Annotated in this window: 19 protein-coding genes and 1 pseudogene; 10 read left to right on the forward strand and 10 right to left on the reverse strand. The window is 62.8% G+C overall.

What is annotated here, in order from left to right:
* Nucleotides 1-69: 69 nt before the first annotated feature.
* On the reverse strand, nucleotides 70-1,563 hold the full coding sequence (locus tag AACG97_RS27340) for an aldehyde dehydrogenase (protein ID WP_144189520.1): 1,494 nt from the start codon (nucleotides 1,561-1,563) through the stop codon (nucleotides 70-72).
* Between the two features lie 196 nt (nucleotides 1,564-1,759).
* Here AACG97_RS27340 and AACG97_RS27345 point away from each other — a divergent pair, with 196 nt between their 5' ends.
* Together AACG97_RS27345 and AACG97_RS27350 are read left to right on the forward strand one after the other, a co-directional pair.
* The gene (locus AACG97_RS27345; protein WP_009682916.1) at nucleotides 1,760-2,119 is read left to right on the forward strand and encodes a cupin domain-containing protein; all 360 of its coding nucleotides are present in this window, start codon (nucleotides 1,760-1,762) and stop codon (nucleotides 2,117-2,119) included.
* Nucleotides 2,120-2,201: 82 nt separating this feature from the next.
* On the forward strand, nucleotides 2,202-2,405 hold the full coding sequence (locus tag AACG97_RS27350) for a hypothetical protein (protein ID WP_009682915.1): 204 nt from the start codon (nucleotides 2,202-2,204) through the stop codon (nucleotides 2,403-2,405).
* Nucleotides 2,406-2,472: 67 nt separating this feature from the next.
* Here AACG97_RS27350 and rpmG read toward each other — a convergent pair whose 3' ends face one another.
* Nucleotides 2,473-2,628: a 50S ribosomal protein L33 gene (gene rpmG, locus AACG97_RS27355; protein WP_003253507.1), complete on the reverse strand. Its 156-nt coding sequence runs from the start codon at nucleotides 2,626-2,628 to the stop codon at nucleotides 2,473-2,475.
* 11 nt (nucleotides 2,629-2,639) lie between these two features.
* Entirely contained in the window at nucleotides 2,640-2,876 is a 237-nt protein-coding gene (gene rpmB, locus AACG97_RS27360) for a 50S ribosomal protein L28 (RefSeq protein WP_003253504.1), read from the reverse strand.
* Between the two features lie 361 nt (nucleotides 2,877-3,237).
* On the opposite strand from rpmB, the gene AACG97_RS27365 reads away from it, so the two are divergent.
* Complete coding sequence (locus tag AACG97_RS27365; RefSeq protein ID WP_009682914.1) at nucleotides 3,238-4,842, forward strand: ABC transporter substrate-binding protein; 1,605 nt, start codon at nucleotides 3,238-3,240, stop codon at nucleotides 4,840-4,842.
* A 121-nt stretch (nucleotides 4,843-4,963) separates the two neighbouring features.
* Here the strand turns inward: AACG97_RS27365 and radC are convergent, their stop codons facing one another.
* Nucleotides 4,964-5,644 carry a RadC family protein gene (gene radC, locus AACG97_RS27370; RefSeq protein WP_029885730.1) on the reverse strand — a complete coding sequence of 227 codons (681 nt, stop codon included), beginning with the start codon at nucleotides 5,642-5,644 and terminating at the stop codon, nucleotides 4,964-4,966.
* Nucleotides 5,645-5,773: 129 nt separating this feature from the next.
* Between radC and coaBC the strand changes: the two genes are divergently transcribed.
* The gene (gene coaBC / locus AACG97_RS27375) at nucleotides 5,774-6,985 is read left to right on the forward strand and encodes a bifunctional phosphopantothenoylcysteine decarboxylase/phosphopantothenate--cysteine ligase CoaBC (protein WP_009681996.1); all 1,212 of its coding nucleotides are present in this window, start codon (nucleotides 5,774-5,776) and stop codon (nucleotides 6,983-6,985) included.
* Nucleotides 6,986-6,990: 5 nt separating this feature from the next.
* Complete coding sequence (gene dut / locus AACG97_RS27380; protein WP_029885729.1) at nucleotides 6,991-7,446, forward strand: dUTP diphosphatase; 456 nt, start codon at nucleotides 6,991-6,993, stop codon at nucleotides 7,444-7,446.
* Here dut and AACG97_RS27385 read toward each other — a convergent pair.
* Entirely contained in the window at nucleotides 7,428-7,568 is a 141-nt protein-coding gene (locus AACG97_RS27385) for a hypothetical protein (RefSeq protein ID WP_165944130.1), read from the reverse strand. The genes dut and AACG97_RS27385 overlap by 19 nt on opposite strands.
* Before the next feature lie 16 nt (nucleotides 7,569-7,584).
* Between AACG97_RS27385 and AACG97_RS27390 the strand changes: the two are divergent.
* Nucleotides 7,585-8,958: pseudogene (locus AACG97_RS27390) on the forward strand (phosphomannomutase/phosphoglucomutase); the annotation flags it as partial.
* A gap of 30 nt (nucleotides 8,959-8,988) precedes the next feature.
* A complete protein-coding gene (gene argB / locus AACG97_RS27395) occupies nucleotides 8,989-9,894 on the forward strand; it encodes an acetylglutamate kinase (RefSeq protein ID WP_009681993.1) in 906 nt (301 codons plus the stop codon).
* Nucleotides 9,895-10,048: 154 nt separating this feature from the next.
* On the opposite strand, the gene pyrE is transcribed toward argB, so the two are convergent.
* Nucleotides 10,049-10,690 (reverse strand): orotate phosphoribosyltransferase, encoded by a 642-nt coding sequence (pyrE, locus tag AACG97_RS27400; protein ID WP_115295111.1) that lies wholly within the window; start codon nucleotides 10,688-10,690, stop codon nucleotides 10,049-10,051.
* Between the two features lie 80 nt (nucleotides 10,691-10,770).
* Here pyrE and AACG97_RS27405 point away from each other — a divergent pair, with 80 nt between their 5' ends.
* Nucleotides 10,771-11,550, forward strand: a complete 780-nt coding sequence (locus AACG97_RS27405) for an exodeoxyribonuclease III (RefSeq protein WP_003253401.1) — start codon at nucleotides 10,771-10,773, stop codon at nucleotides 11,548-11,550.
* Between the two features lie 202 nt (nucleotides 11,551-11,752).
* On the opposite strand, the gene rph is transcribed toward AACG97_RS27405, so the two are convergent.
* Complete coding sequence (gene rph / locus AACG97_RS27410) at nucleotides 11,753-12,475, reverse strand: ribonuclease PH (RefSeq protein WP_009681991.1); 723 nt, start codon at nucleotides 12,473-12,475, stop codon at nucleotides 11,753-11,755.
* Nucleotides 12,476-12,680: 205 nt separating this feature from the next.
* On the opposite strand from rph, the gene AACG97_RS27415 reads away from it, so the two are divergent.
* Nucleotides 12,681-13,544 (forward strand): YicC/YloC family endoribonuclease, encoded by an 864-nt coding sequence (locus AACG97_RS27415; protein WP_009681990.1) that lies wholly within the window; start codon nucleotides 12,681-12,683, stop codon nucleotides 13,542-13,544.
* Between the two features lie 13 nt (nucleotides 13,545-13,557).
* The gene (gmk, locus tag AACG97_RS27420) at nucleotides 13,558-14,178 is read left to right on the forward strand and encodes a guanylate kinase (protein WP_197886344.1); all 621 of its coding nucleotides are present in this window, start codon (nucleotides 13,558-13,560) and stop codon (nucleotides 14,176-14,178) included.
* 461 nt (nucleotides 14,179-14,639) lie between these two features.
* Here the strand turns inward: gmk and AACG97_RS27425 are convergent, their stop codons facing one another.
* The 3 genes from AACG97_RS27425 to AACG97_RS27435 all read right to left on the reverse strand — a co-directional run bounded on the left by AACG97_RS27425 (nucleotide 14,640) and on the right by AACG97_RS27435 (nucleotide 18,382).
* Nucleotides 14,640-16,181: an APC family permease gene (locus AACG97_RS27425; RefSeq protein ID WP_047149774.1), complete on the reverse strand. Its 1,542-nt coding sequence runs from the start codon at nucleotides 16,179-16,181 to the stop codon at nucleotides 14,640-14,642.
* A 79-nt stretch (nucleotides 16,182-16,260) separates the two neighbouring features.
* Nucleotides 16,261-17,034: a gamma-glutamyl-gamma-aminobutyrate hydrolase family protein gene (locus AACG97_RS27430; protein WP_047149775.1), complete on the reverse strand. Its 774-nt coding sequence runs from the start codon at nucleotides 17,032-17,034 to the stop codon at nucleotides 16,261-16,263.
* Nucleotides 17,035-17,038: 4 nt separating this feature from the next.
* Nucleotides 17,039-18,382: a glutamine synthetase family protein gene (locus AACG97_RS27435; protein WP_370593786.1), complete on the reverse strand. Its 1,344-nt coding sequence runs from the start codon at nucleotides 18,380-18,382 to the stop codon at nucleotides 17,039-17,041.
* Nucleotides 18,383-18,470 lie beyond the last annotated feature (88 nt).

Raw genomic sequence — 18,470 nt, forward strand, 5'->3', positions numbered from 1 at the left:
TGAAAGCGGTGCAGTACCTGTAGGAGCGGGTTTACCCGCGAATGGGCCGCAAAGCGGCCCCTCCTGGCATTACAGCTTGATCCAGGTCGCCTTCAGCTCGGTATATTTCTCCAGCGCATGCAGCGACTTGTCACGGCCGTTGCCCGATTGCTTGAAGCCACCGAACGGTGCGGTCATGTCGCCGCCGTCGTACTGGTTGACCCACACGCTGCCGGCGCGCACGGCCCGCGCAGTCTTGTGCGCTTTGGAAATGTCCGCCGTCCAGATACCGGCCGCCAGGCCGTACGGGGTGTCGTTGGCGATGGCGATGGCTTCTTCGGCGGTGTCGAAGGCAATCACCGACAGCACCGGCCCGAAGATTTCTTCCTGGGCGATGCGCATGGCATTGGTTACGCCATCGAATATGGTCGGCTCCACATAGGTGCCACCGGTTTCCTCCAGGGTGCGCTTGCCGCCGGTCAGCAGCTTGGCGCCATCCTTGTGGCCGGCCTCGATGTACGACAGCACGGTATTCATTTGCTGGGTATCGACCAACGCACCCACGGTGGTCTCTGGATCCAGCGGGTTACCGGGCTTCCAGCCTTTCAGGGCCTCGACCACCATGGGCAGGAACTTGTCCTTGATCGAGCGCTCGACCAGCAGGCGCGAACCGGCAGTGCACACTTCGCCCTGGTTGAAGGCGATGGCACTGGCGGCAGCCGCAGCGGCCGCTTGCAGGTCCGGTGCATCGGCGAAGACGATGTTCGGGCTTTTGCCGCCAGCCTCCAGCCAGATTCGTTTCATGTTCGATTCGCCTGCATAGACCATCAGTTGCTTGGCGATCTTGGTCGAGCCGGTGAACACCAGCGTGTCGACATCCATGTGCAGGGCCAACGCCTTGCCCACGGTGTGGCCGTAGCCTGGCAGCACGTTCAGTACACCCGCCGGGATGCCGGCCTCGATCGCCAGTTGCGCGATGCGAATGGCGGTCAGCGGCGATTTTTCCGAAGGCTTGAGCACCACCGAGTTACCGGTGGCCAGTGCCGGGCCGAGTTTCCAGCAGGCCATCAGCAGCGGGAAGTTCCACGGTACGATGGCACCGACCACGCCGACTGGCTCACGGGTAACCAGGCCAAGCTGGTCGTGTGGGGTGGGCGCGACCTCGTCGTAAACCTTGTCGATGGCTTCGGCGGTCCAGTGAATGGCCTGGGCTGCACCGGGGATGTCGATGCTGGAGGAGTCACCGATCGGCTTGCCCATGTCCAGGGTTTCCAGCAGCGCCAGCTCTTCGACGTTCTGGCGCAGCAGGTCGGCGAAACGGATCAGCGTGGCTTTACGCTTGGCCGGGGCCAACTGCGACCAGACGCCAGCATTGAAGGTGGCACGCGCGTTTTCCACGGCACGGTTGGCATCGGCCAGGTCGCAGCTGGCAACCTTGGCCAGGAAGCGTCCGTCGACCGGGCTCAGGCACTCGAAGGTTTCACCGGATACGGCATCGGTGTATTCGCCGTTGATGAAGGCACGGCCTTCGATCTTCAGTTGCTGGGCGCGTTGTTCCCAGTCCGCACGGGTCAGGGTGGTCATACGAAACTCCTCCTCTTGTTTAGGTGCAACGCCGCACTGAGGACTCACAGGCGTTGTCAGAATTCTGGCCGGGCGACGAGCGCACACTGGCAAGCGATACCCTAAACCAGCCACTGTAAACTATCAATATATTTGACACGGAAGGCCCAAAAGCCTACTGATGTTAATTTTATTTAACAAGAACAGGAGCCGCACCATGAACATCGCCAGCATCATCGACTTCGCACAAGTGCTCACTGAAGCCGAACGGTACCGCCCTGCGGCTGAAAAAATCCTCAAGGGTGAGCCAGACCAGGCGGTCTACAACCATTACTCCAGCCCATGCGGGCAGTTTGCCGCAGGCGTTTGGGAGGGTGAGGTCGGCCAGTGGAAAGTGAACTACACCGAGCATGAATACTGCGAGATCGTTCAGGGCGTTTCGGTACTGCGCGACGACAACGGCGGTGCCAAGACCCTGCGCGCCGGCGACCGGTTCGTAATCCCGGCCGGGTTCACAGGCACCTGGGAAGTGCTTGAGCCGTGCCGCAAGATCTACGTCATGTTCGAGCAGAAGTAATTATGTAGCGCAGCTGGCCAGGCGGCATGCGTGAGGATGGCCCTGCCCACAACGGGCCATTCACCTCAACAGGAAGATCACCATGACCAACGATGACGTCAAACAAGCCCTCGCCCACCTGGTCGGCGCCCCTTACGTGCCAGAGCTCAAAGACACCATCTGCGCCATTACCGGTCGCTCCCGCGTGGTCGGCCCCACCGACATGTGCACCCGCGAGTTCGACCCTACCCGCATCCAGATCAGGACCGACGCCAACCAGGTGATTCAGGGCTTCGAATTCAACTGACCTTGCAGCAGGCATAAAAAAACCCGCGTCCTTACGGATGCGGGTTTTTTTTCAGGTCGCCGATCAATTACTTGATCTTGGCTTCCTTGTACACCACGTGCTTGCGAACAACCGGATCATATTTCTTGATCTCGATTTTGTCCGGGGTGGTGCGCTTGTTCTTGTCGGTGGTGTAGAAGTGGCCGGTACCGGCACTCGAAACCAGACGGATCAATTCACGCATGATGCTCTCCCTTAAACCTTGGCGCCAGCTTTACGGATGTCAACCAGAACGGCGTCGATGCCGCGCTTGTCGATGATACGCATGCCTTTGGCGGAAACGCGCAGACGCACGAAGCGCTTCTCGGATTCAACCCAGAAACGGTGGTGCTGCAGGTTCGGCAGGAAACGACGACGGGTTTTGTTGTTTGCGTGGGAAATGTTGTTCCCGGTTACTGGACCCTTACCAGTAACTTGACAGACTCTCGACATGACTCAGCCCTCTAAAACCACATGCCCAACCCGGCATGGGTTGGCCGCTTAATCTCTCAGTCTTTGGCGCCTGGACGCCGTGATTCTGGAGGCCTTATCGACCGGATCCGCTTATGCGACAGGCCGAGCCCCTAGAAAAGAGCGCTGCTTTATACCAGAAAGACCTGGCTGCAACAATAGTTGATGCACATTGGCGCAAGCCCGATTCAGCCGGGGCAGCATACCTTCAGGCCCCGCCAGCCGTCGACCGCTCGTCGCCACATTTGTAAAAAAGGATGTGGTCATTTCCCGACAGGCACACTAGGGTAGGCTTTTTCCAGACTGCACTGGCAGATGGGCCACTGACAGCCAAGGAGCCACCATGCGTGCCGCCGCCCTTTCCTTATTGTTCAACTCCCTGTTCACCGCCACCCTGTTCGCGGGTGGCATCGCCCAGGCCGCGCCCCTGAGCGTTTGCAGCGAGGCCAGCCCCGAAGGCTTCGACGTGGTGCAGTACAACTCGCTGACCACCACCAATGCCACCGCCGACGTGCTGATGAACCGCCTGGTGGAGTTCGATGCAGCACAGGGCAAAGTGGTGCCGAGCCTGGCGGCCAGCTGGACGGTCTCGGCCGACGGGCTGGTGTACGACTTCACCCTGCGCGACGGCGTGAAGTTCCAGTCCACCCCGTACTTCAAGCCCACCCGCGAATTGAATGCCGACGACGTGCTGTTCAGTTTCCAGCGCATGCTCTACCCGGCCCATGCCTGGCACAAGACTGCACCCGGCGGCTACCCGCACGCCCAGTCGCTGCAACTGGGTAGCCTGATCAAGGCGATCGACGCCCCGGCCCCGAACACCGTGCGCTTCACCCTCAGCCACCCCGACGCCACGTTCCTGGCCACCCTGAGCATGGGCTTCGCGTCCATCTACTCTGCCGAATATGCCGACAAGCTGCTCAAGGCCGGTACGCCAGAGAAGCTCAACAGCCAGCCGATCGGCACCGGGCCGTTCACTTTCCAGCGCTTCCAGAAGGACGCTGTGGTGCGCTACCGCGCCAACCCGGACTACTTCGGCGGCAAGCCGGCAGTCGACCCGTTGATCTTCGCCATCACCACCGATGCCAACGTGCGCCTGCAGAAGCTCAAGCGCGGCGAGTGCCAGGTCGCCTTGTCGCCCAAACCGCTGGATATTGCCGAAGCGGCCAAGGACGACAAGCTCAAGGTGGCCAGTACGCCCGCGTTCATGACCGCCTTTGTCGCCATCAACAGCCAGCACCCGCCACTGGACAAGCCGGAAGTCCGCCAGGCGATCAACCTGGCCTTCGACAAGCAGGCTTACCTCAAGGCGGTGTTCGAAGACTCTGCGGTGGCGGCCAACGGCCCCTACCCGCCCAATACCTGGAGCTACGCCAAGGACCTGCCCGGCTACCCTCTGGACTTGAAAAAGGCCAAGGCCCTGTTGGCCAAGGCCGGCCTGGCGGAGGGCTTCAGCACCACTATCTGGACGCGGCCATCGGGCAGCCTGCTCAACCCCAACCCAAGCCTTGGCGCGCAAATGCTGCAGGCCGACCTGGCCAAGATCGGCATCAAGGCCGAGATCCGCGTGATCGAATGGGGTGAGCTGATCCGCCGCGCCAAGGCCGGCGAGCATGACCTGCTGTTCATGGGCTGGGCCGGTGACAACGGCGACCCGGATAACTTCCTCACCCCGCAGTTCTCCTGTGCGGCAGTGGAGTCGGGTACCAACTTCGCACGGTTCTGCGACAGCCGCCTGGACCAGCTGATCAGTGCCGGGCGCACCACCAACGACCAGAGCGTGCGCAGCCGGCTGTACCAGCAGGCGCAAACCCTGATTCAGCAGCAGGCACTGTGGGTGCCGTTGGCGCACCCGACAGCGGCGACCCTGCTGCGCCAGGAAGTCGAGGGGTACCAGGTCAGCCCGTTCGGGCGGCTGGATTTCAGCAAGGTGTCGGTGGCCAGGTAGACCTGCACCGGGCTCTTCGCGGGCACGCCCGCTCCCACAGGGACATCACCGCCTTCAAGGCCGGCGAATATCCTGTGGGAGCGGGCTTGCCCGTGAACAGGCCAGCACACAACTAAACGGCCTAAGCCACGATCCACCCCTGCTCAACCATCGACAACGGCTCCCCGTCGCCAATGATGATGTGATCCAGCACCCGCACGTCGATCAATGCCAGCCCGCGTTTGAGCGACAAGGTCAGGTGCACATCGTCCTGGCTAGGCTCACTGTTGCCTGAAGGGTGGTTATGGCACAGGATCAACGCGGCCGCGTTGTGCAGCAATGCCCGCCGCACCACCTCCCGCGGGTAGACGCTGGCACGGTCGATGGTGCCCCTGAACAGAATCTCGAACGCCAGCGGCCTGTGCTTGGTGTCCAGAAACAGGCAACCGAACACCTCGCTGGGCTCATGGCGCAGCATGGCCTTCAGGTAACGCCGCACCGCCTCGGGCCCTTCCAGCACCGCTGCGCGCGCGATGTGCTCATCCAGGTAACGCCGGCCGATTTCCAGCAGCGCTTGCAACTGTGCGTATTTCACAGCGCCTATGCCCGGCTCGCGCAGCACCGCCGCGCGCTCGGCCTCAAGAAACTGCCGCAGCCCACCAAAACGCACCAGCAGCCCGCGTGCAAGGTCCAGTACATTGCGCCCGGCCACGCCCGAACCGAGCAACACGGCCAGCAACTCGGCGTCCGACAGCACCGCCGCACCCCGTTGCAACAGCTTCTCCCTTGGCCGATCTTCAGCCGGCCACTCCCTGATATTCATCCCTGCCCCTCTGCCCTTGCTGCGGCCCATTTCGGCCCTGTGTTAATCTATTTCGCCTCGTACATGCGACGTTCTGCCGCAGGCATTTGCAAACGTCGCCGCCCGCTCTCACTGGAAAAAGGCAAGCCTATGCAGCGGCTGTATCGCAAGCGCATCGTTCTCGGCGTGGGGGGCGGCATTGCCGCCTACAAAAGCGCCGAGCTGATTCGCCGTCTCCTGGAGCACGGCGCGCAGGTGCGCGTCGTCATGACCCGTGGGGGTGCCGAATTCATCACCCCGCTGACCCTGCAGGCGCTGTCGGGCCACCCGGTGCACATGGACCTGCTGGACCCGGCTGCCGAAGCGGCCATGGGCCACATCGAACTGGCCAAGTGGGCCGACCTGGTCTTGATCGCCCCGGCCACCGCCGACCTGATGGCGCGCATGGCCCAGGGCATGGCCGATGACCTGCTGACCACCCTGGTACTGGCCACCGACGCCACCGTGGCGGTGGCCCCGGCGATGAACCAGGCCATGTGGCGCGACCCGGCGACCCAGGCCAACCTCGACCTGCTCAAAAGCCGTGGCATCCAGGTATTCGGCCCGGCCTCCGGCAGCCAGGCCTGTGGTGACGTGGGCCTGGGGCGCATGCTCGAGGCCACCGAGCTGGCCTGGTGCGCGGCAGAAAGCTTCAAGCGCCAGGCCCTGACCGGCAAGCATGTGCTGATCACCGCCGGGCCGACCCAGGAAAACATCGACCCGGTGCGCTACATCACCAATCATAGCTCCGGCAAGATGGGTTTCGCCCTCGCCGAGGCGGCAGCTGAAGCAGGGGCTCGGGTGACCCTCGTGACCGGCCCGGTGCATCTGCCAACCCCGGACCGGGTCAGCCGTATCGACGTGGTCAGCGCGCGGGACATGCTCGCGGCCTGCGAGGCGGCCATGCCGTGCGACCTGTTCATTGCCTCGGCAGCCGTTGCGGACTACCGCCCGGAAGTCGTTGCCACACAAAAATTGAAGAAAGATCCTACGACCGGCGACGGCATGCTGCTGCAGATGGTGCGCAATCCCGATATCCTTGCCACCATCGCCGGCCGCGCCGACCGCCCGTTCAGCGTCGGCTTTGCTGCCGAGACCGAACACCTGCTCGATTACGCCACGCGCAAGCTCAAGGACAAGAACCTCGACCTGATCGTCGCCAACGATGTGGCCAACCCCAGCATTGGCTTCAACAGCGAAGAAAATGCCTTGACCGTGATCGACCGCCAACAGCACCAAACCCTCTTCGCGCAGACCAGCAAGGGCAAGATCGCCCGGCAACTGGTCGCCTTCATCGCCGAACGGCTCAACCAGGTTCAATAAGTTACATGCACGCTCTTCAAGCCAAGATCCTCGACCCACGCCTGGGCAGCGAATTTCCGCTGCCAACCTACGCCACCCCCGGCTCCGCTGGCCTCGACCTGCGCGCCCTGCTCCAGCAAGACACCGTCCTCGAACCAGGCCAGACCCTGCTGATTCCTACCGGCTTGTCGATCTACATCGGCGACCCGGGCCTGGCCGCAGTCATCCTGCCGCGTTCGGGCCTGGGCCATAAGCACGGCATCGTGCTGGGCAACCTGGTCGGGTTGATCGATTCGGACTACCAGGGCGAGCTGATGGTGTCGTGCTGGAACCGCGGCACCACCCCTTTCACCATCGCCGTGGGCGAGCGTATCGCCCAGCTGGTGCTGGTGCCGGTCGTGCAGGCGCATTTCGATATCGTCGAGGCCTTCGATGAAAGCCAGCGCGGCGCTGGCGGCTTCGGTCACTCCGGCAGCCACTGAGCCGAAACGCGACCGTTCAGGCCAAGGATGGCGAACTCTCTGGTGAAACCACCGTCCAAGCGTTCAATTTGCGCCTGCCCAGAAAGCCTTTGATTAATGGAGCTTCCAGAGATGAACGACATGGCCCACCTGGTCCCCGCCACATTGCCAGACAGCATTTTCCGCGCGTATGACATTCGCGGCGTGGTCGGCAAGACCTTGCACGCCGAAACCGCCTACTGGATTGGCCGCGCCATTGGTGCGCAAAGCCTGGCCCAGGGCGAACCGCAAGTCTCGGTAGGCCGCGATGGCCGCCTGTCCGGGCCAATGCTGGTGGAGCAACTGATCAAGGGCCTGGTCGATGCCGGTTGCCAGGTCAGCGACGTCGGCCTGGTGCCGACCCCGGCCCTGTACTACGCGGCCAACGTATTGGCCGGCAAGTCGGGCGTGATGCTGACCGGTAGCCACAACCCGTCCGACTACAACGGCTTCAAGATCGTCATCGCCGGCGACACCCTGGCCAATGAACAGATCCAGGCCTTGCTGACCCGCCTGAAAACCAACGACCTGACCCTGGCTGCAGGGCGTGTGGAAAAAGTCGAGATCCTCGACCGCTACTTCCAGCAGATCGTCGGCGACGTGAAGCTGGCCAGGAAGCTCAAGGTCGTGGTGGATTGCGGCAATGGCGCCGCCGGTGTGATCGCCCCCCAGTTGATCGAAGCCCTGGGCTGTGAGGTGATCCCGCTGTTCTGCGAGGTGGACGGCAACTTCCCGAACCACCACCCGGACCCAGGCAAGCCGGAAAACCTCGAAGACCTGATCGCCAAGGTCAAGCAGACCGGCGCCGACATCGGCCTGGCCTTCGATGGTGACGGCGACCGCGTCGGCGTCGTGACCAACACCGGCAGCATCGTCTACCCCGACCGCCTGCTGATGCTGTTCGCCCAGGACGTACTGGGACGCAACCCGGGCGCCGAGATCATCTTCGACGTCAAGTGCACCCGGCGCCTGATCCCGCTGATCGAACAACACGGTGGCCGGGCGCTGATGTGGAAAACCGGCCATTCGTTGATCAAGAAGAAGATGAAACAGACCGGTTCGCTGCTGGCGGGCGAGATGAGTGGTCACATCTTCATCAAGGAACGCTGGTACGGTTTCGACGACGGTATCTACAGTGCCGCGCGCCTGCTGGAGATCCTCAGCAAGGCCGAACAGAGCGCCGAAAACCTGTTTGCCGCCTTCCCGAACGACATTTCCACGCCGGAAATCAATATTGATGTGACCGACGAGGGTAAATTCAGCATCATTGATGCACTGCAACGCGACGCCGACTGGGGCGAAGCCAACCTGACCACCATCGACGGTGTGCGGGTCGACTATGCCCATGGCTGGGGCCTGGTTCGCGCCTCCAACACCACACCGGTGCTGGTACTGCGCTTCGAGGCCGACAGTGACGCCGAATTGCAACGTATCAAGGATGTTTTCCGTACCCAGTTGCTGCGGGTTGATCCTGAGCTGCAACTGCCGTTCTGACCGATTATCTGTTCCTCACAGGAGCCCTGCATGACCCTCGATCGCGATGCCGCTTCCCATGTAGCCGAGGTTTTGTCCGAAGCGCTGCCCTACATCCGCCGCTTTGTCGGCAAGACCCTGGTGATCAAGTACGGCGGCAACGCGATGGAGAGCGAGGAGCTCAAGACCGGCTTCGCCCGTGACATCGTGCTGATGAAAGCGGTTGGTATCAACCCGGTGGTCGTGCACGGGGGTGGCCCGCAAATCGGCGACCTGCTCAAGCGCCTGTCGATCGAAAGCCACTTCATCGACGGCATGCGTGTGACCGATTCGGCGACCATGGACGTGGTGGAAATGGTGCTGGGCGGCCAGGTCAACAAGGACATCGTCAACCTGATCAACCGCCATGGCGGCAGCGCCATCGGCCTGACCGGCAAGGACGCGGAGCTGATCCGCGCACGCAAGCTGACCGTCAGCCGCCAGACCCCCGAGATGACCACCCCGGAAATCATCGACATCGGTCACGTGGGCGAAGTGGTGAGCGTGAACACCGACCTGTTGAACATGCTGGTCAAAGGCGACTTCATCCCGGTCATCGCGCCAATCGGCGTGGGTGTCAACGGTGAGTCCTACAACATCAACGCCGACCTCGTGGCCGGCAAGGTGGCCGAAGCGCTGAAGGCCGAGAAGCTGATGCTGCTGACCAACATTGCGGGCCTGATGGACAAACAGGGCCAGGTCCTGACCGGCCTGACCACCGAGCAAGTCAACGAGCTGATCGCCGATGGCACCATCTACGGCGGCATGCTGCCGAAGATCAAGTGTGCGCTGGATGCCGTGCAGGGCGGCGTTAACAGCTCGCACATCATCGACGGCCGCGTGCCGAATGCGGTGCTGCTGGAGATCTTCACCGACAGCGGCGTGGGCACCCTGATCACCAACCGCAAGCCGCGCTGAGTGATCGGTTAGCCTGTACCGGCCCCTTCGCGGGCACGCCCGCTCCCACAGGGATAGCGCCTTGTGGGAGCGTGCCCGCGAATAGGCCGAAACAGGCGGCACAAAAAAAGGCGACCTTCACAAGAAGGTCGCCTTTTTCATTTCCGGGCCAGGATCAGATCCCGTACTGCGCCCGGTAAGCTTCAACAGCCGGCAGGTACTGCTTCAGTTGTGGGTCGTCAGCCAGGAACTCCAGCACCTGGGTCAGCGAAACGATGCTGACCACTGGAATGCCGAAGTCACGCTCCACTTCCTGGATAGCCGACAGCTCGCCATTGCCACGTTCTTCGCGGTTCAGCGCGATCAGCACGCCGGCGGCCTTTGCCTGCTGGGCGTTGATGATCTGCATGACCTCACGGATGGCAGTGCCGGCGGTGATCACATCGTCGATGATCAGCACATCACCGGCCAGCGGTGCGCCAACCAGGCTGCCGCCTTCGCCGTGGTCCTTGGCTTCCTTGCGGTTGAAGCACCATGGCACATCGCGCTGGTGCTGGTCAGCCAGCGAGACGGCAGTGGTCGCCGCCAGCGGAATGCCTTTGTATGCAGGGCCGAACAGCACATCGAACGGGATCTTGCTGTCGACGATGGCGGCGGCATAGCAGCGGCCCAGTTCAGCCAGGGCGGAACCGGTGTTGAACAGGCCGGCATTGAAGAAATACGGGCTGGTACGCCCCGATTTCAGGGTGAATTCACCGAAACGCAGTACCCCGCGATCGATGGCAAAACGGATAAAGTCGCGCTGATACGGCTGCATGAATAGTCCCGGACACCACGGATTTAGCTAAATGGGTTGAGCTCGGGTATCATACACGCACGAGATTTATGGGGCCATTTATGCGGATCATCAGTGTGAACGTTAATGGCATTCAGGCTGCGGCCGAGCGTGGTTTGCTCAGCTGGCTTCAAGCCCAGAATGCCGACGTCATCTGCCTTCAGGATACCCGCGCCTCGGCCTTTGAACTCGATGACCCAGCTTTCCAGCTCGATGGCTATTTCCTTTATGCCTGCGACGCGGAGGTGCCAGCCCAAGGTGGTGTGGCCCTTTATTCGCGCATGCAGCCCAAGGCAGTCATCACCGGCCTGGGCTTCGAGACAGCCGACCGCTACGGGCGTTACCTGCAAGCAGATTTCGACAAAGTCAGTATTGCCAGCCTGCTACTGCCTTCGGGCATGAACGGCGACGAAGACTTGAACCAGAAATTCAAGTTGATGGACGACTTCGCCAAGTACCTGGACAAGCAGCGCCGCAAGCGCCGCGAGTACATCTATTGCGGCTCGTTCTACGTGGCGCAGCAGAAGCTCGACATCAAGAACTGGCGCGACAGCCAGCAGTCGCCTGGCTTCCTGGCGCCGGAGCGTGCGTGGATGGATGCGATCACGGGCGAGATGGGTTACGTCGACGCCCTGCGCGAAGTCAGCCGTGAAGGCGACCAGTACAGCTGGTGGCCGGACAACGAGCAGGCCGAGATGCTCAACCTGGGCTACCGGTTCGACTACCAGATCCTCACCCCGGGTTTGCGCCGCTTCGTGCGCAACGCCCGCCTGCCGCGCCAGCCGCGCTTCTCGCAGCATGCGCCGCTGATTGTCGACTATGACTGGACGCTGACCATCTGAAGCAATTGGGGCTGCTTTGCAGCCCCGTTCGAGGGCACGCCCGCTCCCACAGGTACGGCGCTACCAGTGAAAGCGCCGCGATCCCTGTGGGAGCGGGCGTGCCCGCGAACGGGGCCACAGAAAATCTTTGTGATCGGCCGCCAGATCAGCGGGCCCAGCAGCGCGGAGAGGTGGCAGAACATCTGCACCTCTCCGGCTGGTCTCAATCGGCCAGCGCCGCCTGCTGCAGCTCGAAGATTTCGGTCATGCCTTTCTGCGCCAGGGCGAGCATGGCGTTGAAATCTTCCGGCTGGAACGGCGCACCTTCGGCAGTGCCCTGCACTTCGATGAAGCCGCCCGCGCTGGTCATGACCACGTTCAGGTCGGTTTCGGCAGCGGAATCTTCCAGGTAGTCCAGGTCGAGCACCGCTTCGCCCTGGTACATGCCGACCGAAACGGCAGCGATCATGTGCTTGAGCGGGTTACCGCCCTTGAGGCCACCGCGCTTCTTGATTACTGCCAGGGCGTCGCACAGGGCAACCATGGCACCGGTGATGGACGCGGTACGGGTACCGCCATCGGCCTGGATCACGTCGCAGTCGACGTACAGGGTGATGTCGCCCAGCTTGCTCATGTCCAGTGCGGCACGCAGAGAGCGCCCGATAAGGCGCTGGATTTCCAGGGTGCGGCCACCCTGTTTGCCGCGGCTGGCTTCACGCTGGTTACGCTCACCGGTGGAACGCGGCAACATGCCGTACTCGGCGGTCAGCCAACCCTGGCCCTGGCCTTTCAGGAAGCGCGGCACACCGTTTTCCACGCTGACCGTGCAGATGACCTTGGTGTCACCGAACTCGACCAGTACCGACCCTTCGGCGTGCTTGGTGTAGTTGCGGGTGATGCGGATCGAGCGGAGCTGATCGGCGGCGCGACCACTTGGACGTTTCATCTGGGATACCTGTACTGGGACTTTGAATCTGGCGAGCATTATAGAGCCGCAAGCCCGGTGAGGACATGTCTATTGTCGCGCGCAGACGGCCCGTCGCCTTTTCCTACCCCGACCACCACCTACCGGTAACATAGGCCGATTGGGCGCCACGCCCCCACTGCGCTACAATCCTGCGCCGTTCACTTATCCAAGCGAGGTACTCCCCATGGTGCATAGCATGACCGCTTTTGCGCGTGTCGAGCGCGCCGGCAGCCAAGGCACCCTGGTCTGGGAGCTGCGTTCGGTCAACCACCGTTACCTGGAGCCGCACCTGCGCCTGCCCGAGGCCCTGCGCGACCTCGAAGGCGGCGTGCGTGAAGGCCTGCGCCAAGGGCTGTCACGGGGCAAGGTGGAATGCACCTTGCGCCTGAATGAAGACAGCACCGGCAAGCCGCTGAAGGTCGACCGCGAGCGCGCCGCACAACTGGTCGCCGCCGCCGAAGAAGTGGCCGGGCTGATCAGGCAGCCAGCCCCGCTCAACCCGCTGGAAGTGCTGTCGTGGCCCGGCGTGCTGGTAGCCGATACCAGTGACCCGCAGGCACTCAACGCCGAAGCCATGGCGCTGTTCGACGAAGCCCTGGCCGAACTCAAGGCCGGGCGCCAGCGCGAAGGCCAGGAACTGGCGCGCCTGATCAACGAGCGCCTGGACAGCATGGCCGGTGAAGTCACGACGCTGCGCGCACTGGTGCCGCAGATGCTCGCGGCGCAGCGGCAGAAAATCCTCGACCGCTTCGGCGACATGCAGGCAGAGCTCGACCCACAGCGCCTCGAGCAGGAAATGGTGCTGCTGGCCCAGAAAAGCGACGTGGCCGAGGAACTCGACCGCCTCAGCACCCACGTTACCGAAGTACGCCGTGTGCTCAAGGGGGGCGGCGCCGCCGGCCGGCGCCTGGACTTCCTGATGCAGGAGCTCAACCGCGAGGCCAACACCCTTGGCTCCAAGGCCTTCGACCCACGCAGCACGCAGGCGGCGGTCAACCTGAAGGTATTGATCGAACAGATGCGTGAACAAGTACAGAACATCGAGTAAGGCCACCCCAACCATGAACCACAACAGCGGCACCCTCTACATCGTCTCGGCCCCTTCCGGCGCCGGCAAGACCAGCCTGGTCAACGCCCTGATCAAGGAAGACCGGCAGATCCGCGTTTCGGTCTCGCACACCACCCGCGCCATGCGCCCGGGCGAGCAGCACGGGGTGAACTACCACTTCGTCGTGCACGAGGAATTCAAGGCGCTGATCGCACAGGGTGACTTCCTGGAGCATGCCGAAGTGTTCGGCAATTTCTACGGCACGTCGCGCAGTGCACTGCAGCAAACCCTGGACGAGGGCTATGACCTGATTCTGGAAATCGACTGGCAAGGCGCCCAGCAGGTTCGCCGGGTGATGCCCGATACGTTGTCGGTATTCATCCTGCCACCGAGCCAGCAGGCGCTGCGCCAGCGCCTGGACGGGCGCGGGCAGGACAGCGAAGAGATCATTGATGGGCGCATGAAAGAAGCGGTCAGCGAGATGGTGCACTACGACGAGTACGACTACGTGATCATCAATGATGATTTCAATGCAGCGCTGGAAGACTTGAAAGCAGTGTTCCGTGCCAACCGCCTGGTGTTGAGGAAGCAACAGCAACGCAAGAGTGTGCTGCTGAAAGAATTGCTCTCCTGAGAGACCGCACGGGGCTGCCTTGCAGCCCAATCGCCGGCAAGCCAGCTCCCACAGGTGCCTCACATTAGCTGAGAACTGTGGAGATCATGTGGGAGATTCTATGGTTCCTGGCAAGGGTAGCCGCTGCATCTTCAGTGCCCGTGAGATTGAGCGCCGCCCGCGCGGCGCATCGCGAGCTGCGCTCGCTCTAACAGGCGCTGCATACCCCTGTGCCAGATGCGCGCGGCCGCCTTGTTCGTACGACGCGATTTTGAGGCATGCGCCAAGGCGTTCGCGCGCAAATCCCACAGGAATAATTGGCCCGAAACAAACGTAGGAGCGAGCGCAGCTCGCGATGCGCCGCGCGGGCGGCGCTCGCTCTAACAGGCGCTGCATACCTTGTGGCAAACACCTGTCAGCCCTGATGCGATCCCCGTGGGAGCTGGCTTGCCGGCGATTGGGCCGCATCGCGGCCCCTTGCTTTATTCCTGCAAAGGCAGGGTGGCCTGCTGGCGCAGGGTAGCCCCCAGGAAATACGCCGGCGCACGCAGGCGTGACAGCATCATCAGCCCGATGCCCAGCACCGAGATGATCGCGGCAATCACGAACACCAGCCCCACCCCGCCGACATGCGAACCGCTGCCGAAGTCCGGCGACGCGCTGTCGATGGCGGTACGCGCGAAGATCACCGACAGAATCACCCCACCCACCAGCGGGCACATGCCACGCATGAAGAAGTGGCGCACGCTGCTGAACAGGCTGCCGCGGAAATACCAGACGCAGGCAAACGCCGTCAGCGAATAGTAGAAACAGATCATCATGCCCAGCGCAGTGATGGTATCGGCCAACACGTTCTCGCTCAGCGTACGCATGGTCACGTAGAACAGGCCCGCCGCCACACCTGCACAAATGGTGGCGTAGCGTGGGGTCTGCGAGCGTGGGCAAACACTGGCGAACTTCGGCGGTACTGCGCCGTAATAACCCATGGCCAGCAGCGTGCGCGCCGGCGCCACGAAGGTCGATTGCAACGAGGCTGCGGTACTGGCCAGCACGGCAATGGACATCAGGATCGCCAGCGGCCCCATCACCGGGCCGGCCAGGTGGGCAAACACGTTCTCCTGGATGCGCGGGTTGTTGAGCCCCAGGCCCGTTTCGCTAATGCCGGCAAACTGCAGGGTGGCAATGGCAGTGAACAGGTACAGGCCGAGGATCAGCATGACGGTCAGGGTGGCAGCCTTGCCCGGCACCTCTTCACTGCCAACCGACTCTTCGCTGACGGTCAGGCAGGTATCCCAACCCCAGAAGATGAAGATCGACAGCGACAAGCCCGCGGCAAAGGCCGAGAACGACTCCACGCCGAATGGGTTGAACCAGGCCAGGTCGAACGCCATCGGCGGTGGCGCGGTGGTGCCGCCGAACGCGGCGAAAGCGAAGCCGACCAACACCAGCAATTGCAGGGCCACCAGGCCATACTGCACGGTCATGGTGGTGGCCATGCCCCGGCAGCAGATCCACACCGCCAGGGCGATGAACACACAACAGGTGACGATGTTGATCAACAGGTTGTCGGCCAGCCCCGCCAGCGCGTGCCTGCCGGTGATCTGGCCGAGGAACAGGTAGAAGAAGTCGACCGCCACCCCCGCCAGGTTGGACAGCACGATGGTGGTGGCAACCACCAGCCCCCACCCCCCGATCCAGCCGATCATCGGCCCGAAGGCGCGCGCCGACCAGGTAAAGGAGGTGCCGCTGTCCGGCTCTGCCGAGTTCAGTTCACGGTAACCCAAGGCTACCAGCAGCATTGGCAGGAAGCCGACGATGAACACGGCTGGCAGGTGTGCTCCTACCTCACGCACGGTAGGGCCCAGTGCGCCGGTGAGGGTATAGACCGGGGCGATGGTGGAGATGCCCAGTACCACGCTGGCCAGCAAGCCCAGGCGACCCTTGGCCAGGCCTTTGCTGCGCTGATTGTTGCCCGCTTCGGCCGCCACGTCGGGTGGGCGGGCGGCTTCGGTGTAATTGCTCATGAGTATTTGCCGTAAGTTTTGGAATTGTTCTTACAGGCCTTGCGCACAAGGCCCGCTTTCACTCATTGAAAGCTTGCTGTCAGGGGCGCGTCAGCCGTGCGCCCTCCCGTGCTGCATAGGCAATGCAGGCCTCGCGAAACGCCTGAAACAGGCGCAGCGAGACCGGGTTTTCGCTGAACCGCCACTCTGGGTGCCACTGCACGCCAAGGACGAAGCCCGGCGCACCGGGCATGGACACCGCTTCGATGAGGCCGTCCGGGGCCCGCGCTTCGACCCGCAGGCACGAAGCCAGGCGCTCGATGCCCTGGCTGTGCAGCGAGTTGACCTCGAACTGCGCTGCCAGCCCCAGGCGCTCGAACAAGCCACCAGGCTCTACGAACACCGGGTGCCGAAGGCCGTACTGCACCTCCAGGGGCGCGCCCTCGGGCTCGCGATGGTCCAGGTAGCCAGGCAGCTCTTGCACACGCTGGTGCAGGCTGCCCCCCAGGGCCACGTTCAGTTCCTGATAACCACGGCAAATGCACAACACCGGCACACCGGCGGCGATCGCCGCCTGCAGCAGCGGCAAGGTCAGCCGGTCACGCGCCAGGTCATGAAGGGTGCCCGCGGCACTGGGGGCGCCATTGTAATGATGCGGTTCGATATTTGAAGGCGAGCCCGTAAAAACAATGCCGTGCAGGCAGGCCAGCAACGCTTGCGTGTCGCTGCCACCGTCACGGGCCGGCAGAATCAGCGGCAGGCCGGCAAACGCGGCCGCCTCGACATACTTGTCGCCAACCGTGTGCGACGAGTTCTTCCCCACCTGCTGGCGGCAGGCGCTGACACCGATCAAGGGGACCGCAGTTGCGCTCATGGGCTTACACCGTGTGCAGGTACCAGTTGTACTCGAGGTCGGAAATCGACACTTCGAACTCGGCCAGTTCGCTTTCCTTGCAGGCCACGAAGATATCGATGTAGTCCGGGCTGATGTATTGGTTGAGCACCTCACTGTCGTCCAACGCACGCAAGGCATCGCGCAGGTTGTTCGGCAGGCTCTGTTCGAGTTGCTCGTAGGAGTTGCCTTCGATCGGCGCCTGGGGTTCGACCTGGTTGGTGAGGCCGTGATGCACGCCGGCCAGGATGGCCGCCAGCATCAGGTACGGGTTGGCGTCGGCGCCGGCCACGCGGTGCTCAAGGCGCACGTTGTCGCTGCTGTCGGTGGGCACGCGGACGGCTACCGTACGGTTGTCCAGGCCCCAGCTCGGCGCATTGGGCACGTAGAACTGGGCGCCGAAGCGGCGGTAGGAGTTGATGTTCGGGCACAGGAAAGCCATCGATGCCGGCATCGTCTCCAGCACCCCACCAATGGCGTGACGCAGGGTATCGCTCTGCAGCGGGTCGTCACTGGCGAAGATGTTCTTGCCGGTTTTCTTGTCCAGCAGCGAGATGTGCACGTGCAGGCCGTTGCCTGCCTGGCCTGGGTAGGGCTTGGCCATGAAGGTGGTGTCCATTTCATGGTCGTAGGCCACGTTCTTGATCAGCCGTTTCAGCAAGATCGCGTAGTCGCAGGCTTTCAGCGGGTCGGCAACGTGGTGCAGGTTGACCTCGAACTGCGCCGGGGCACTTTCCTTGACGATGGCGTCCGCCGGCAGCCCCTGCTCCTTGGCGGCTTCGAGCATGTCCTGCAGGCAGTCTGCATATTCGTCGAGGTCGTCGATCAGGTACACCTGGGTCGATTGCGGGCGCTTGCCGGAAATCGGCGAGCGCGGCGGCTGCGGGCGGCCATTGAGGTTATCCTGGTCGATCAGGTAGAACTCAAGCTCGAAGGCGGCACAGATGGCCAGGCCCAGGTCGTCGAACTTGCTGACCACCTGGCGCAGCACTTCCCGCGGGTCGGCGAAAAACGGCTGGCCATCCAGTTCGTGCATGGTCATCAGCAACTGGGCTGTGGGGCGCTTCTGCCACGGCTCATCCGATAACGTGCCAGGGATCGGGAAGCAGATACGGTCGGCATCGCCGATGTCCAGGCCAAGGCCGGTGCTTTCCACGGTGGAGCCGTTGATGTCCAGGGCGAACAGCGACGCCGGCAGGTTGATGCCCTTTTCGTACACCTTGTGCAGGCTGGCTCGCTCGATGCGCTTGCCGCGTACCACGCCGTTCATGTCGGAGATCAGCAGGTCGACGTACTGCGTGTCCGGATGGGCCTGGAGGAAGTCTTTCATCTCGCTGGAAGAACTGGCGCACGGGGTGACCGACGTCATGGCTGTACATCCTTTGATTTGCTGCGGCGATGTGGGGGGTACGGCTGGC

Source organism: Pseudomonas sp. Nvir, assembly GCF_963778085.1.
Classification (GTDB): Bacteria; Pseudomonadota; Gammaproteobacteria; order Pseudomonadales; family Pseudomonadaceae; genus Aquipseudomonas; species Aquipseudomonas juntendi.